The organism is Streptomyces sp. NPDC039423 (assembly GCF_055598725.1).
The window spans coordinates 287308-303814 of sequence record NZ_JBVKAH010000008.1 but is presented as its reverse complement, the minus strand read 5'-3'; the positions used below and the strand labels follow the sequence as shown (position 1 = coordinate 303814).

The following is a 16507-nucleotide window of genomic DNA, read 5'->3' as shown; positions in this document are numbered from 1 at the left end:
CTCAGAACCCTGACCATCCGCTGTCCCATGCCAACCCCCATGTTTCTCGGTTCTTGTCGATTCGTCACAGAAGCTCCGTCGCCAGGCCGATGACCACCGGAGCCACCCCGACCGCGAGGAACGCGGGCAGGAAGCACAGCCCCACCGGAGCGGTGATCAGCACCTGCGCCCGCTGTGCGCGGGCCGTGGCCCGGCGCGCCCGGTCCGCCCGTATCCCCGCGGCCAGCCGGGCGACCGATTCCGCCGCCGGAGCGCCGGAGGCACTCGCCCGTTCGAGGCAGCGAGCCAGCGGCCCGGCGCCCGGTGTCGCACCGAACCGGCCCCAGACCTCGCCCGGTTCGCCGCCCAGGCGCAGCTCCGCCGCCGCCACCGCCAGCCGTTCCCCGACCGGACCGCCCAGGGACCCCCCCACCGCCTGCGCCGCCCCATGCGGTCCCGCCCCGGCCGACAGGCACGCGGCCAGCAGGTCCGCCGCCTGCGGGAGCCCGCGCGTCACCTCCGCGTTCCCGTCCCCGGCCGGGCGCGGGCGGCGCTTCCACGCCCGTACGCCGTACGCGGCGGCGGCTCCGACGGCGCACCCGGCGAGGCCGCCGACCAGGATCCAGCCGCCGACCGCGGCCCCCGCCGGTGCCGCCCACCGCCGCGCCCACACCCCGCACGCCGGCCGCCGGAGCCCGCGCCGCTCGTCCGCGGCGCCCAGCAGCGCGGCGATCCGCCGGCGCGCCCGCTCCTCCCGGTGCCGCACCAGGACCGTCCAGGCCGGCCAGGACACCCCGGCCGTCAGCAGCAGGGCCACCCCCAGGGCGGGAAGGAACGGCCCGCTCACGGCTCCTCCCCGGCCCGCACGATCCGCCCGGCCCACCACAGGCCCAGCGTCTCCAGCACCCCGCCCACGGCGAGGCACCCGAGGCCCGCCGGGGTGTGGAACAGCACCCGCAGCGGATCGGCGCCGAGCGCCCAGCCCATCGCCAGACCCACCGCCGGCAGCAGCGCCAGCAGCCCCACCGTCGCCCAGGCACCGGCCAACTCGGCCCGCAGCCGCTCCCGCTGGTCGCGCGCCTCGCGAAGCGCCGCCTCCAGCCGGTCCAGGCCCGCCGCGAGCCCCGCGCCGCCGTCCACGGCCACCTGCCAGCAGGCCGCCAGCCCGGCCAGCCCGTCCGCACCGTCCTCCCGCGCGGCCCGCCGCAGCACCTCCGGCACGTCACCGCCGAACCGCGCCGCCGCCAGGACCGCCGCCTCCTCCTCGCCCAGCGCCCCGGTGGTGCGCGCCGCCCAGAGCAGCGCCTGCCCGGGCTGCCACCCGGCCCGCAGCTCACCGGCCACCGCGCCGCACAGCGCGATCACCGCGTCCGCCCGCCGGTCCCGGGCACGGGCCCGCTCCCGGGCCCGCAGCCGCCGCCCCACCAGCGGTACGGCACACGCCCCGCCGGCCAGCGGCAGCAGCGACTCCCCCAGGAGCGCCAGGACCACCGCCGGCACCAGGCACAGCCACTCCCGCCGCGCCCGTACGACGGGCGCCCACCGCCGCCAGGACCAGGCCCCGGGGACAGGCGCGCCACCACCACCCGCGAACAGCAGCCCGGCCCGGCGCGGCCCTTGGCGCCGCTCCAGCACCAGCCAGGCCGCCGCCCCCGCGCACACCGCCGCGTACACCGGCTGTCCCGTCACCACCGCACACCCCCGATCAGCGACCGCAGCCGCTCCCAGCCCCGCTCGTACCGGAAGCCCTCGGCCGCCCACCGCAGCGCGGGGACCGTGACGACCAGTCCGCTTCCGTCCCGCTCCAGCACGTGCACCTCGGCGAGGCGGCGACGGCCGGTCCCGTCCCGGGCCAGATGGACCACCACGGACAGCCCCGCCGCCACCTGGCTGTGCAGCGCCGCCCGGTCGAGCCCCGCGACCGTCCCCAGAGCCTCCAGGCGCGCCGGCACATCGGCCGCCGTGTTCGCGTGCACCGTCCCGCAACCGCCCTCGTGTCCGGTGTTCAGCGCGGCCAGGAGATCCAGCACCTCGGAGCCGCGCACCTCGCCCACGACCAGCCGGTCGGGGCGCATCCGCAGCGCCTGGCGCACCAGGTCCCGGAGCGTCACCCGGCCCGCGCCCTCCTGGTTCGGCGGCCGTGCCTCCAGCCGCACCACATGGGGGTGGTCGGGCCGCAACTCCGCCGAGTCCTCGGCCAGGACGATCCGCTCGCGCTCGCCCACCAGCCCCAGCAGGGTGGACAGCAGCGTCGTCTTCCCGGACCCGGTGCCGCCGCTGACCAGGTACGACACCCGGGCCTCGACCAGCGCGCGAAGGAGCACGTCGCCGCCCGGCGGTACCGTCCCGGCGGCGGTCAGCTCCGCCAGGGAGAACGCCCGGGGCCTCACCACCCGCAGCGACAGGCACGTCGAGCCGACCGCCACCGGTGGCAGCACCGCGTGCATCCGCGTGCCGTCCGGCAGCCGGGCGTCCACCCACGGCCGGGCGTCGTCCAGCCGTCGCCCCGCCCCGGCCGCCAGCCGCTGCGCCAGTCTGCGCACCGCGGCCGCGTCCCGGAACGCCACGCCCGACAGTTCGAGGCCCGCGCCCCGGTCCACCCACACCCGGTCCGGTGCCGACACGAGGACGTCCGTCACCGCCGGGTCGGCGAGCAGCGGCTCCAGCGGGCCGGTGCCCACCAGCTCGCCCCGCAGTTCCTCCGCGGCACCGAGGACCTCGGCGTCCCCCAGCAGCCGTCCCTGGGCCCGCAGCGCGGCCGCCACACCGGCCGGTGTCGGATCCGTACCGCTCTCCACGAGCCGCTGCCGGACGGCCTCCAGCAGTCCCGCCGTCATGAGGTGCTCCCCTCGGCCGGCACCCGCTCCGGCACCCGCTCCCAGAAGGCCGTGCAGAACCGTCCGAGCGGGCCCCTGGTGCTGTCGCCGGGCGGGTCACCGGCGTCGAGGGCCGCCATCAGGCCGGGGTCCAGCGGCAGTTCCCCGGCGAGCGGCAGGCCCAGCACGTCCGCGATCCACCGGTCGTCGACCCCGGCGGCGTACGGGCCGCGCACCACCACCCGCAGGTCGCGCAGCACGGCCCCCGCGGCGGCGGCGACCCGCCTGGCGCCCGCCACGGCCCGCAGTTCGGCGGGGACGACGAGCAGTCCGAGGTCGAGCTGCGCCAGCGCCTCGGCGGTGGCCCCGTCGCCCGTGCGCGGCAGGTCCACGACCACCGCGCCGCCCCGTCTGCGCGCCGCCGCCAGCACCGAACGCATCGCCTCCGGCGGGATCGTCACCGGCTCGCCCCGGTCCCAGCTCAGGACGCGCAGTCCGTGCAGGGAGGGCAGCGACTCCTCCAGCGCCCCGCCGGCGACCCGTCCTCTGGCGGCGGCGAGATCCGGCCACCGCAGCCCTTCGGCCCGCTCGCCGCCCAGCAGGACGTCGAGCCCTCCGCCCAGGGGATCGCCGTCCACGAGCACGGTCCGTCGGCCGCCGCGGGCCGCCGCGAGGGCCAGCGCGCAGGCCAGGGTGGACGCACCGGCGCCACCGCGCCCGCCGATCACGCCGACGGTCAGCGCCTGCCGGCCGGCGCCCTCGACCACATCGGCGATCCGGTCGACGAGCCAGCCCTCGGCGTCGGGAAGCCGCAGGACGCAGTCCGCCCCGATCTCCACCGCCCGCCGCCACACACCGGGATCGTCCTGGTCACGCCCGACGAGCAGCACGTCCCGCCGACGGGACGTGCCCCGGCAGCGGGCGGCCGCGTCGTCGCCCACCAGCACCAGCGGTGCGGCCTCCCAGGCCGCTCCCCGCTCGGGTACCGAGTGGTACACCTCCGGGTGGGCACCCGCCGCTGCGCACAGCCGCAGCAGGTCGTCCAGGAGCTCCGCGTCCTCGGTCACGATCAGCGGTCCGGCCCGCCGCCGCTCGATGGTGTCCGTCCGGTCGGACGTGATGGATCCAGCCATGTTCTCCGCCCCTCTCCCCTGTCTCCTCCGCGCCGGCTTCCGCCATGCCCGTGGTCGCCGGCGGTCGCACGGGACCGCCGGCGGTCGCCCCGTGATCCGGTGCGATCGGTCGGATCCGTACGGCACGGTCATTCGTGCGACTCCGCCGGATGCCCGCGCGCCGCATTTCCGGCCCGCGCGCCCACGCTCTTCGCTCTTCCCGGACCGCCCTCCGGCGGTCGACGCACGAGCGACGCACGCACCGCGATGCCTCGGCGCCGCGGCACTCGACGGGAGATCCGTGATTCCTTCGCGCCGCGGACTTCGCGACCGGAATCACGGTGGACGACTTCCGGAAAAAAAGTGGATCTTGCTCTAAAACTGTGGACAACTCACCGGTTGTGAATATCCCGTTCGCCCATACCGGCGACTTCCGGAGAGCAGCGCATCCGCTACGCTGAGTGACGAAACGAGGGCGTACCGAGCGCCTCACGGAGACGAGGGAGGGCGGGGCCGATGATCGGTGCCGGCCGCCGGGGGCGGGCCAAAACGCGTCCGGACATGCGACGACCCCCGCCGGGGGGGAGAGCGGGGGTCGTCTCTCCGGCCGACTCGGGGGGGGAGGAGCCGGACCGGGTTAGCACGGTCGCGAACGATCCGTGACTTCCATGGTGTACCCGAGAGGCTTCTCAGGCAAACCCACACGCCCCAGCGTACGCCGAATGGCGGGCACCTATGCTCAGGCTCGTGGAAAACCACTCCTTGCCGCGCACAGCAGCCTTCTTTGACCTGGACAAGACGGTCATTGCGAAGTCATCGACCTTGACCTTCAGCAAGTCCTTCTACCAAGGCGGTCTGATCAACCGCCGCGCAGTACTGCGGACTGCCTACATCCAGTTCGTCTTCCTGGCCGGTGGCGCCGACCACGAACAGATGGAGCGGATGCGGGAGTACCTCTCCGCGCTCTGCAAGGGCTGGAACGTCCAGCAGGTCAAGGAGCTGGTCGCCGAGACCCTGCACGACCTGATCGACCCGATCATCTACGACGAGGCGGCGTCCCTCATCGAGGAGCACCACGCCGCCGGCCGGGACGTCGTGATCGTCTCCACCTCCGGCGCCGAAGTCGTCGAACCCATCGGCGAGCTGCTCGGAGCCGACCGGGTCGTGGCGACGCGGATGGTCGTCGGCGACGACGGCTGCTTCACCGGGGAGGTGGAGTACTACGCCTACGGCCCCACGAAGGCGGAGGCCATCAGGGAGCTGGCGGAGACGGAGGGGTACGACCTCTCCCGCTGCTACGCGTACAGCGACTCCGCCACCGACCTGCCCATGCTGGAGGCCGTCGGGCACCCGTACACGGTCAATCCCGACCGCGCCCTGCGCCGTGAGGCGGCCGCACGGGATTGGCCGGTTCTGGTCTTCGACCGCCCGGTCCGGCTGAAGCAGCGCCTGCCCGCCTTCCGGATGCCGCCCCGTCCGGCGCTCGTGGCAGCGGCAGCGGTGGGCGCGGCGGCGGCCACGGCGGGGCTGGTCTGGTACGCCAGCCGGCGACGGCAGTCCGCCTGATGCCGCGCGTCGGCCGGCCGGTCGACGTGCGGCATACACAAGACATAAGAAGACATGGATACCGGTCGGATTGCGCTCAGATCCGGAATATAACGGTCATCCGGCCCTGACAAGTAAAAAGTGGAGCGAGGGCTTTCGCATCCTCCCGGACGGGAGTACAAAGGACTTAACGGCCCGCGAGACCAAGGACATCCGAAAGGATCACCTGTTGAGCAAGAAGGCCCCACGGACCGAACAGCACGAAAGCTGAGCACCCACGCGACGTCGACCCGTCGATTACGGGCCAGCCGCACCAGGCGTCGGGCAAAGTCCCCGCCTGATGGGCATATATCGAGGACGCATGGTAACTCGGCGGACGTGCCAGCGGCGGTACCGCCTTGCGGTACCGCCGCAACCCTGTACGGGTGTCCATCCCGCCGGGACGCCGGGCCCGGCCCGCCTCCGCCCCCGGCGCTACGCCGCTCCGCGCTGGAGCGCCTCGCACACGGCCGTCGACTCCCGGACGCCGAGTTCGACCGCGCGCCCGCAGTGCGCGATCCACGCCGCCATGCCGTCCGGGGTGCCGGACAGATAGCCCTCGAACGCCGCGACGTAGGCGGCGCGCCCCTGCTCGGCATGGCCGACCTCGGCCGGGCAGATCGCCTTGGGGTCCAGACCGCTGCCGATGAGCACGATGCGCTCGGCCGCCCGCGCCACCAGTCCGCTGTACGAGGTGAAGGGCCGCAGCGCCAGCAGCTCGCCGTGCACCACGGCGGCCGTCACCAGCGCAGGGGCGGAGCTGCCCGCAACGATGAGGTCCGCCAGGCCTTCAAGACGGCCCGCGACCTCGGTGGCGTCCGGCAGCGGAGCCTCGATCAGCGGCTCGCGGACGAGCTCGCCTTCCCGCCGGGGCCGCCCCACCGCATCCGCCGGCGAGTCCACGCCGGCCGTACCGGCCCCCGGCGCCGGCGAGGCACCGGCCGGCCGTCCCGGGTCGCCCGCCGCCACCAGGTGCAGCCGCGCCAGCACCCGCATCGGCGACTGCCGCCAGATGGACAGCAACTGCCCCGCCTCGGCACTCAGACGCAGCGCGGCACCGACGGTCCGCGCCTCCTCGTCGGCGCCGAAGTCGGTACGGCGGCGGACCTCCTCCAGCGCCCAGTCGGCGCCGGACAGGGCCGCCGAGGCGCGCGCGCCCCGCAGCGCCGCCTCGGAGGTCACCTCATGGCCACGGCGCCGCATCACACGGTGCCCGTAGACCCGGTCGACGGCCTTGCGAACGGAGTCCACGGCATCGGGCACACCGGGCAGCGCCCCCAGCGCGACCAGGGGGTCAGCGGGATTCGTACTCATAGGTAGCGAGGCTACGCGCCCGGCACCAGGCCCCCACCTTGGAGTGGCGTTCCTCATACCCGATCGCGACAACCGGCGATCGCGCCACTACTGCCCGCTACGCTATCTGAACATGAAGATCGCTTTCGTAGGGAAGGGCGGCAGCGGGAAGACCACGCTGTCCTCGCTCTTCATCCGCCATCTCGTCGCCAATGAGGTTCCGGTCCTCGCGGTGGACGCCGACATCAACCAGCACCTCGGGGCCGCCCTTGGTCTCGGGGAGGAGGAAGCCGCCGCGCTGCCGGCGATGGGAGCGCACCTGCCGCTGATCAAGGAGTACTTGCGCGGCAGCAACCCCCGCATCCCCTCCCCCGAGACGATGATCAAGACGACCCCGCCCGGGGAGGGGTCGCGGCTGCTGCGCGTCTGCGAGGACAACCCGGTCTACGACGCGTGCGCCCGCCCGGTGCACCTGGACGACGGCACGATCAGGCTGATGGCGACCGGACCGTTCACCGAGGCCGACCTCGGGGTCGCCTGCTACCACTCCAAGGTCGGTGCGGTGGAGCTCTGCCTAAACCACCTGGTCGACGGGCCCGACGAGTACCTCGTGGTCGACATGACGGCCGGCAGCGACTCGTTCGCGTCCGGGATGTTCACCCGCTTCGACATGACCTTTCTGGTGGCCGAGCCGACCCGGAAGGGCGTCTCCGTCTACCGCCAGTACAAGGAGTACGCGCGCGACTTCGGCGTCGAGCTGCGGGTCGTCGGCAACAAGGTGCAGGGCAGGGAGGACGTCGACTTCCTCCGCGAGGAGATCGGCGACGACCTGCTCGTCACGGTCGGCCACTCCAACTGGGTCCGGTCCATGGAGAAGGGCCGCCCCGCGCGCTTCGAACTGCTGGAGGCGGAGAACCGGATGGCGCTCCAGTCGTTGCAGAACGCCGCCGACGACTCCTACCGGCACCGCGACTGGGAGCGGTACACGCGCCAGATGGTGCACTTCCACCTGAAGAACGCGGAGAGCTGGGGCAACGCGAAGACCGGTGCCGACCTGGCCGCGCAGGTCGACCCCGGCTTCGTCCTCGGTGAGGGGCTCGGCGCCGTTCAGCCCGCCTGACGGCGGGTGACGGCCCCGGCGGGGGCGCCCGCCGGGGCCTGCGACGGGGCGCCGGGCGAGGCGGCGGTGACCGGCCGGGCGGCGAGGAAGGCCGCCCAGCCGTCCTTCGGCGCCTCGCCCACCTTCAGGGTGCGCAGTTTGGCCAGGACGGTCGGGTCCTGCGCGTCGAGCCAGTCCGCCAGCTGCCGGAACGACACGCAGCGCACCTCGCTGCGGACGCAGACCTGCGCGATCGTCTCCTCGATGGCTCGCATGTAGGTGCCGCCGTTCCAGGATTCGAAGTGGTTGCCGATGATCAGCGGAGCGCGGTTGCCGTTGTAGGCGCGGTCGAAGGCCTGGAGCATCCCGTCCCGGAACTGGTTGCCCCAGAACCGGTGCATGGAGGGATCGCCCTTGGTCGTCCTCGACTGGTTGACCAGGAAGTTGTAGTCCATCGACAAGGTTTCGAAGGCCCGCCCCGGGACGGGGATCATCTGGAGCGAGAGGTCCCACAGACCCCGCTCCTTCCCGGGCCAGACCTGGTTGCTGACGCCGCTCGTGTCGTACCGCCAGCCGAGTTCGCTCGCGGCGCGGACGAAGTTGTCCCGGCCCTCCAGGCAGGGGGTACGGGCGCCGATGAGCTCCGTGTCGTAGTCGAACGGCAGCGGCTTCTCCGTCGCCAGGCCCGCGTTCGTCCTCCAGTGCTTGACGAAGGACTTGGCCTGGGAGATCTCGCTCTTCCAGTCCTCGACCGACCAGGTGCCGACGCCGCTCTCCGGGCCGCAGAAGTGGCCGTTGAAGTGCGTGCCGATCTCATTGCCCTCCTGCCAGGCGCCGCGCAGTTCGCGGACGGTGGCACGGATGCCCTCGGTGTCGTTGAAGCCGATGTCGGAGCGGCCGGGGGCATGGCCGGGCGGGTTGTAGAGCGTCGACTTCTCCTCCGGCAGCAGATAGACCCCGCTGAGGAAGTACGTCATCGTCGCGCCGTACTTCTTGCCCACCCCGCGGAAGTGGGAGAAGAGCTTCTGGCTGTCCTCACCGGCTCCGTCCCAGGAGAAGACGACGAACTGGGGCGGCTTCTCACCGGGCTTGAGGCGCTCGGGCTTGCGCAGTCCGGGCTGGGCGCCGGTGTAGGCGGTCGAGCCATCGCCGATGAGGCGGACCACGCTCTTGGGCGGCCCCACCCGCTTGGGGCCGGCCGCGCCCCGGGTGTCGTCGTCGGCGCCGGAGCATCCGGCCAGACCCGCCGCCAGCGCGACCGCCACTCCGGCCGCGACGGCGATCGCCCCGACCGGACGCCCACCCGGAAGGGACGCTCGCCGGACGACCCCGTGCCGGTGCCGGACGGACCCGCCGGGGACGACCCCACCCGGTACGCCCCCGCCCGGGGCGTCCCCGAGGGGGGCGCCGTCCGTGCCGGGCCGCGCGGCGGCTCCGCGCCGGGCGGCGTTCCGGAGGGAGGTCAGGCGCCGGGCGGCGCTGATGCGGGCGGCGAGCCCGTGCGTGGCGGTCTTCTTCGTGGCGGCCATCTTCCGCCCACCCTTCTCGTGGTCCGCGGAGGTCTCTGCTGCGAGCGCCGTCAACGTCGCACCACGGAAGGCGGTGTGAAGATACGACAAGCCGTACTAGAACGACTAATCGCTGAATCGAGTGAAACTTTGCCCCTTATGCATCGAAAATAATGCCGGAGTCTTTACGTTCCATTACGATCTGTTTACAGAGAGTTGGCACACTCCCGCCGCTGCACGCCGTGACCCACGGCCGCGACCCCACGTTCGTTCGATCCGCACGTACCGCGACCGCGCCGCCCCGGAGGAGACGGGAATCCCCATGACTGCCTGCACCCCGGCCCGCACGAACCAGACCGGCCACCGTGACCGCCCCGGCCGGGCGTTCCGCGCCGCCGTGAGGCCCCGCTCGAAGCGACCGCACAGCCCGCCCCCGGGCGGGGGCGGCCGACGGTTCCGCGTGGCGGGGGCCGACGTCTCCGCCTCCATCGCCGTGTTCCTCATCGCCCTGCCGCTCTCCCTCGGCATCGCGCTCGCCACCGGCGCCCCCCTCCAGGCAGGTCTGGTGGCGGCCGCGGTCGGCGGTGTGGTCGCCGGCCGGCTCGGCGGCTCACCGCTCCAGGTCAGCGGCCCCGCCGCGGGGCTGACCCTGGTCACCGCCGAGCTCATCCAGAAGTACGGCTGGCGCACCACCTGCGCCATCACCGTCCTGGCCGGGCTCGCCCAACTCGCGCTGTCCGCCCTGCGGGTGGCGCGCTCGGCCCTGGTGGTGTCCCCGGCGATCGTGCACGGCATGGTGGCCGGCATCGGCGTCACCATCGCCCTCGCCCAGCTCCATGTCGTGCTCGGCGGTACGCCGCAGAGCTCCGCCGTGGACAACTTCCTGGGCCTGCCCTCCCAGTTGGCCGACCTGCACACCGCCGCCGTGTCGGTGAGCGCCGTGACCGTCGTGGTGCTGCTGGTGTGGCCCAGGCTCCCCGGGCGGGCCGGCCGGGGACTGCGGAAGATCCCGGCGGCGCTCGTCGCGGTGGCCGCCGCGACCGTCCTGGCCGTCGCCGCCGGGGTCGGCGTCCCCCGGGTCGACCTGCCCTCCTGGAGCAGTCACGCGCTCCCCGGGCTGCCGGAAGGCCCCGCCCTCGGCATCGCCACCGGTGTCCTGACCATCACGCTCGTCACCAGCGTCCAGTCGCTGCTGTCGGCCGTGGCCGTCGACAAGCTGGTGGCCGCCCGCAAGGACGTCACGGTCCACGTCCCCCGCTCCAACCTCGACCGGGAGCTGGCGGGACAGGGCGCGGCCAACATCGTGTCCGGCGCGCTCGGCGGGCTGCCGGTCGCGGGCGTCGCCGTGCGGAGCGTGGCCAACGTGTCCGCGGGCGCGGTGAGCCGGCACTCCACGATGCTGCACGGCCTGTGGGTGGTGCTGGCCGCCCTCGTCCTCGTACCCGTCCTGGATCTGATCCCGCTGCCGGCGCTCGCCGCGCTGGTCATGGTCATCGGCATCCAGATGGTCAGCATCACCCACATCCGCAGCGTCACCCGCCACCGCGAGGTGCTGGTCTACGCGACGACCATCTCCGGAGTCGTCCTGATCGGCATCCTGGAGGGCGTGGCTCTCGGCATCGCCATGGCCAGCGGGGTGGCCATGCAGCGCCTGACCAGGACCCGGATCACCAGGGAGACCAAGGGGGATGTCGAGCACATCCGGGTGCGGGGCCAGTTGACCTTCCTGGCCGTACCCCGGCTGACCCGGGCGCTGCACCAGATCCCCCAGGGGGCGAACGTGGTCGTGGAGCTGGACGGCTCGTTCATGGACCACGCGGCGTACGAAACCCTCCAGGACTGGCAGACGTCCCACGCCGCGCGGGGCGGGCGGGTCGAGATGACCGGACGCACCGGGGTCAGGATCGCGGAACCCGGCGCGGGCGCGCACGCCTGCTGCCGCCCCTGGACGCCCTGGCGCAACCACCACTGCGGGGAGCACCCCGCGGCCGAGCCCGAGCAGGAGGCGAGGGGCCAGGCGGAGAGCCGGGTGAACGGGCATCAGCTCGCCAGCGGACTCAGCTCGTTCCAGCGCAACACCGCCCCCCTGGTCCGTGACGAGCTGGCCCGGCTCGCGCGGGAGGGCCAGCGGCCGTCGCAGCTCTTCCTGACCTGCGCCGACTCCCGGCTGGTCACCAGCATGATCACGGCGAGCGGCCCGGGGGACCTGTTCACCGTGCGCAACGTCGGCAATCTGGTGCCCCTGCCGGGTGCGGAGAGCGGGGACGACTCGGTGGCGGCCGCGATCGAGTACGCGGTGGAGGTCCTGCGCGTGCAGTCCATCACCGTGTGCGGGCACTCGGGCTGCGGGGCGATGCAGGCCCTGCTGAGCGGCGGTCCCGACGCGGCGCAGACGCCGCTGCGGCGCTGGCTGCGCCACGGGGTGCCGAGCCTGGAGCGGATGCGCAGCGCGCCCTCCACGTGGGCCCGGCTGTCCGGCGGCCCTTCCGGCGACAGCGCGGGGCGGCCGCCCGTCGACGCGACCGAGCAGCTCTGCCTGACCAATGTGGTCCAGCAGCTGGAGCACCTGAAGGCCCATGACGCCGTGGCCCGCCGGCTCGCCGAGGGCTCGCTGGAGCTGCACGGCATGTACTTCCACGTCGGTGAGGCACAGGCGTACCTCCTGGACGAGGACGGGAACCGGGGCGGGGACACCGGCCGCGACCGGGGCGCGGACGGGCACGGGAGCAGGGACGGCGATGGGGACGGGGAGGCGCGGGGCGACGGTGCCGTCTTCCACTGGGTGGCCCCCTCCGCCCACCCCCAGCCCACCCGTGCCTCGTACCCGACCTCCCCCATGAACCCCGACTCCCCGGAAACCCCCTCCGGACTCGCGGGCGCCTCCCACGCCGCGCCCAAGGAGGGAGCACCCGCCTGACCGCGTGCCCGCGGCGCGGCCGGGACCGGGCGCGGACGGGACCGGGGCGCGTGAACCGACCGGGGGCCGGGGCCGTGGGAGTAATCGGTGGCCCTTCCTCCCCACCGCCCGGGGAGGAGGGGTCACTTGACCACCCGGTCCCGTTCACCCCGTCGGCCGATGCCCACCGGCCCGCCACCCCCAAGAGGTCTAAACCAATGGGCGGGAAGCTCTTGTCACCCGGGCATCTGGCTGATGAGCTATGGGCTGGGACACATCGGACGCCCCGGGAATGGGAGATGTCGTGAGCAATGAAAGCCTGGCCAACCTGCTGAAGGAGGAGCGGCGGTTCGCACCGCCCGCCGAGCTGGCCGCGAACGCCAACGTGACGGCGGCCGCGTACGAGCAGGCCACGGCGGACAGGCTCGGCTTCTGGGCCGAGCAGGCACGGCGCCTCAGCTGGGCCACCGAGCCGACCGAGACCCTCGACTGGTCGAACCCGCCCTTCGCGAAGTGGTTCGCCGACGGCCGGCTCAACGTGGCGTACAACTGCGTGGACCGGCACGTCGAGGCCGGGCACGGCGACCGGGTCGCCATCCACTTCGAGGGGGAGCCGGGCGACAGCCGCGCCCTCACCTACGCCGAGCTCAAGGACGAGGTCTCCCGGGCGGCCAACGCGCTGACCGAGCTGGGCGTCCGCAAGGGCGACCGCGTCGCGGTGTACCTGCCGATGATCCCCGAGGCGGCCATCGCCATGCTGGCCTGCGCCAGGATCGGCGCCGCGCACTCCGTCGTCTTCGGCGGCTTCTCGGCGGACGCGGTCGCCTCCCGCATCCAGGACGCCGACGCCAAGCTGGTGATCACGGCCGACGGCGGTTACCGGCGCGGCACGCCGTCCGCGCTCAAGCCGGCCATCGACGAGGCCGTCGCCAAGTGTCCGCAGGTGGAGCACGTCCTGGTGGTGCGCCGCACCGGCCAGGACACCGCGTTCACCGAGGGCCGGGACGTGTGGTGGGACGACATCGTCGCCCGCCAGTCGGCCGAGCACACCCCCGAGGCGTTCGACGCGGAGCACCCGCTCTTCATCCTGTACACGTCCGGTACGACGGGTAAGCCCAAGGGCATCCTGCACACCTCCGGCGGCTACCTCACGCAGGTGGCGTACACGCACCACGCGGTCTTCGACCTCAAGCCGGAGACGGACGTCTACTGGTGCACCGCCGACATCGGCTGGGTGACGGGCCACTCGTACATCGTGTACGGGCCGCTGGCCAACGGTGCGACGCAGGTGATGTACGAGGGCACGCCCGACACCCCGCACCAGGGCCGGTTCTGGGAGATCGTGCAGAAGTACGGCGTCACGATCCTCTACACGGCGCCGACCGCGATCCGCACGTTCATGAAGTGGGGCGACGACATCCCCGCCAAGTTCGACCTGTCGAGCCTCCGGGTCCTCGGGTCGGTCGGTGAGCCGATCAACCCCGAGGCGTGGGTCTGGTACCGGGAGAACATCGGCGCCGGCCGGACGCCGATCGTGGACACCTGGTGGCAGACCGAGACGGGCGCGATGATGATCTCGCCTCTGCCGGGCGTCACCGAGACCAAGCCCGGTTCGGCGCAGCGGCCCCTGCCGGGCATCTCCGCCACCGTCGTCGACGACGAGGCGAACGAGGTGCCCGACGGAGGCGGCGGCTACCTGGTCCTCACCGAGCCGTGGCCCTCGATGCTGCGCACCATCTGGGGCGACGACCAGCGGTACATCGACACCTACTGGTCCCGTTTCGAGGGCCGGTACTTCGCGGGCGACGGCGCCAAGAAGGACGACGACGGCGACATCTGGCTGCTCGGGCGGGTGGACGACGTCATGCTGGTGTCGGGCCACAACATCTCCACCACGGAGGTGGAGTCGGCGCTGGTGTCGCACCCGAAGGTCGCCGAGGCGGCGGTCGTGGGCGCGGCCGACGAGACGACCGGTCAGGCCATCGTGGCGTTCGTGATCCTGCGCGGCACGGCCAGCGAGGACGACGCGCTCGTCGACGACCTCCGCAACCACGTGGGCGCGACGCTCGGCCCGATCGCCAAGCCCAAGCGCATCCTGCCGGTGGCCGAGCTGCCCAAGACGCGCTCCGGCAAGATCATGCGCCGTCTGCTGCGTGACGTGGCGGAGAACCGCCAGCTCGGTGACGTCACCACGCTCACGGACTCGTCCGTCATGGACCTGATCCAGTCGCAGCTGCCGACGGCCTCCAGCGAGGACTGAGCCGCGCCGGCCGCCGTCACGACCGAACGGCCGCCGGCAAGGCCCGCGCCACCCGCGAGGCCACAGCGAAGAGGGCACCCGGGGCCGACGCGCCGGGTGTCCCTTTCGCGCATAAGGTGACTCTCACCGGATGTCCCCTCGCTCAGCGGGGTAGGGTGAAGGACGCGTCACAAGAGGATGACCATACGTCCGATCGTGGACGGAGCCGCTGGCTCATGGGGTGCGCCGGGAAGTCTGGTCGGCAGGTGTTTCGTCATGCCCGCCGAACGACCGGAGGTCCGCCATCGTGGCCGCGCCCGATCCCAGCACCCCGCCGACACCCGGCAGCGAGCCGCCGGGGCACAACGGTACCGAAGCCTCCGGCGGCACGTCCGCGTCGACGTCCACGTCCGCGTCCGCATCGACGTCCACGTCCGCGGGCGGGCCCGGGGCGGGCACGGGGTCCGGCACCGCGGCCGGGGTGGCACGCACGTTCCTGGGCCGGCTGCCGCTGCCGGAGCGGACGTACATCGCGGACGCGTTGCGGGCGGAGACCGTGGGCGGTGTGCTGCTCCTGCTCGCCGCCGTCGCCGCCCTCGTCTGGGCGAACACCCCGCTCAGCGGCAGCTACGAGTCCGTGCGCGACTTCCACCTGGGCCCGGCCGCCCTCGGCCTCGACCTGTCCGTGCAGCACTGGGCGGCGGACGGCCTGCTGGCCGTGTTCTTCTTCGTCGCCGGCATCGAGCTGAAGCGCGAGCTGGTCGTCGGTGAGCTGCGCGACCCCAAGGCGGCCGCCCTCCCCGTGATCGCCGCGCTCTGCGGCATGATCGCCCCCGCCCTCGTGTACGCGCTGGTCAACCTCGCCGGCGGGGGCTCCATGGACGGCTGGGCCGTCCCGACGGCTACCGACATCGCCTTCGCGCTCGCCGTCCTCGCCGTGATCGGCACCTCGCTGCCGTCCGCGCTCCGCGCCTTCCTCCTCACCCTGGCCGTCGTCGACGACCTCTTCGCGATCCTGATCATCGCCGTCTTCTTCACCGACGACCTGAACTTCGCGGCGCTCGGCGGCGCCGTCGCGGGTCTGGCCCTCTTCCATCTGCTGCTGCGCTTCGGTGTGCGCGGCTGGTACGTGTACGTGCCGCTGGCGCTGGTCATCTGGGGGCTGATGTACAACAGCGGCATCCACGCCACCATCGCCGGTGTCGCCATGGGCCTGATGCTGCGCTGCAAGCGCCGCGAGGGCGAGGACCACTCCCCCGGCGAGCGCGTCGAACACCTCGTCCGGCCGCTGTCGGCCGGTCTCGCCGTTCCCCTGTTCGCGCTGTTCTCGGCGGGAGTGGTCCTCTCCGGCGGCGCACTGGCCGACGTCTTCGGCCGGCCCGAGACCCTCGGCGTGATGCTCGGCCTGGTGGCCGGCAAGACGATCGGCATCTTCGGCGGTACGTGGCTGGCGGCCCGCTGCACAAATGCGTCGCTCAATCGGGACCTCGCCTGGGCGGACCTGTTCGCCGTCGCCACGCTCGCGGGCATCGGCTTCACCGTCTCGCTGCTCATCGGCGAGCTGGCCTTCGCCGGGGACGCGGCCCTGACCGACGAGGTGAAGGCGGCCGTCCTGATGGGCTCGCTCATCGCCGCCGTACTCGCCACCGTCCTGCTGAAGCTGCGGGTGCGGAAGTACCAGGCGCTGTACGCGGAGGAGGAGCGCGACGAGGACATGGACGGCGTGCCGGACGTGTACGAGGAGCACGACCCGGCGTACCACCTGCGGATGGCGGAGATCCATGAGAGGAAGGCCGCCGAACACCGGCGACTCGCCGAGGCGGTCGCGGGCGGTGCGGATCCCGGGACGGGCGCCCGGCCCGCCACGGGAGGCTCCGGGGAGCCGGCCGGGGCCACCGGGGGCACGGAAGTGGCGGGGGCGTCGCGCACGGACGGCGACCGTCCGGCATGATCTGAGGTCGGACCGTAGGAGAGAAGAGGG

General features: G+C 73.3%; 11 protein-coding genes. 5 read left to right on the top strand and 6 right to left on the bottom strand.

All coding sequences use genetic code 11. From position 1 onward, the window contains the following. Positions 1 to 64: 64 nt before the first annotated feature. The 4 genes from ACZ7LK_RS25625 to ssd are packed head-to-tail and all read right to left on the bottom strand — an operon-like array spanning position 65 to position 3928. Positions 65 to 826: a type II secretion system F family protein gene (locus ACZ7LK_RS25625; RefSeq protein ID WP_471143630.1), complete on the bottom strand. Its 762-nt coding sequence runs from the start codon at positions 824 to 826 to the stop codon at positions 65 to 67. Then, the gene (locus ACZ7LK_RS25620; protein ID WP_469462053.1) at positions 823 to 1668 is read right to left on the bottom strand and encodes a type II secretion system F family protein; all 846 of its coding nucleotides are present in this window, start codon (positions 1666 to 1668) and stop codon (positions 823 to 825) included. Before ACZ7LK_RS25620 ends, ACZ7LK_RS25625 begins: the two co-directional genes overlap by 4 nt. Further along, a complete protein-coding gene (locus tag ACZ7LK_RS25615) occupies positions 1665 to 2816 on the bottom strand; it encodes a TadA family conjugal transfer-associated ATPase (protein WP_392275435.1) in 1152 nt (383 codons plus the stop codon). The genes ACZ7LK_RS25620 and ACZ7LK_RS25615 overlap by 4 nt, the downstream gene beginning before the upstream one ends. Then, complete coding sequence (gene ssd / locus ACZ7LK_RS25610) at positions 2813 to 3928, bottom strand: septum site-determining protein Ssd (protein WP_471143627.1); 1116 nt, start codon at positions 3926 to 3928, stop codon at positions 2813 to 2815. Before ssd ends, ACZ7LK_RS25615 begins: the two co-directional genes overlap by 4 nt. 714 nt (positions 3929 to 4642) lie before the next feature. Between ssd and ACZ7LK_RS25605 the strand changes: the two genes are divergently transcribed. Beyond that, a complete protein-coding gene (locus ACZ7LK_RS25605; protein WP_392275437.1) occupies positions 4643 to 5473 on the top strand; it encodes an HAD family hydrolase in 831 nt (276 codons plus the stop codon). Positions 5474 to 5926: 453 nt separating this feature from the next. On the opposite strand, the gene ACZ7LK_RS25600 is transcribed toward ACZ7LK_RS25605, so the two are convergent. Then, positions 5927 to 6805 carry a Fic family protein gene (locus ACZ7LK_RS25600; protein ID WP_471143624.1) on the bottom strand — a complete coding sequence of 293 codons (879 nt, stop codon included), beginning with the start codon at positions 6803 to 6805 and terminating at the stop codon, positions 5927 to 5929. Between the two features lie 112 nt (positions 6806 to 6917). Here ACZ7LK_RS25600 and ACZ7LK_RS25595 point away from each other — a divergent pair, with 112 nt between their 5' ends. After that, on the top strand, positions 6918 to 7904 hold the full coding sequence (locus tag ACZ7LK_RS25595; RefSeq protein WP_471143621.1) for an ATP-binding protein: 987 nt from the start codon (positions 6918 to 6920) through the stop codon (positions 7902 to 7904). Here ACZ7LK_RS25595 and ACZ7LK_RS25590 read toward each other — a convergent pair. Beyond that, entirely contained in the window at positions 7892 to 9412 is a 1521-nt protein-coding gene (locus tag ACZ7LK_RS25590) for a polysaccharide deacetylase family protein (RefSeq protein WP_392275440.1), read from the bottom strand. The two genes, ACZ7LK_RS25595 and ACZ7LK_RS25590, sit on opposite strands and share 13 nt — an antisense overlap. A gap of 301 nt (positions 9413 to 9713) precedes the next feature. On the opposite strand from ACZ7LK_RS25590, the gene ACZ7LK_RS25585 reads away from it, so the two are divergent. The 3 genes from ACZ7LK_RS25585 to nhaA all read left to right on the top strand — a co-directional run bounded on the left by ACZ7LK_RS25585 (position 9714) and on the right by nhaA (position 16477). After that, on the top strand, positions 9714 to 12308 hold the full coding sequence (locus ACZ7LK_RS25585; protein ID WP_392275441.1) for a bifunctional SulP family inorganic anion transporter/carbonic anhydrase: 2595 nt from the start codon (positions 9714 to 9716) through the stop codon (positions 12306 to 12308). Positions 12309 to 12591: 283 nt separating this feature from the next. Then, complete coding sequence (gene acs, locus ACZ7LK_RS25580) at positions 12592 to 14547, top strand: acetate--CoA ligase (RefSeq protein ID WP_471143617.1); 1956 nt, start codon at positions 12592 to 12594, stop codon at positions 14545 to 14547. A 460-nt stretch (positions 14548 to 15007) separates the two neighbouring features. Further along, complete coding sequence (gene nhaA, locus ACZ7LK_RS25575; protein ID WP_471143615.1) at positions 15008 to 16477, top strand: Na+/H+ antiporter NhaA; 1470 nt, start codon at positions 15008 to 15010, stop codon at positions 16475 to 16477. Positions 16478 to 16507 lie beyond the last annotated feature (30 nt).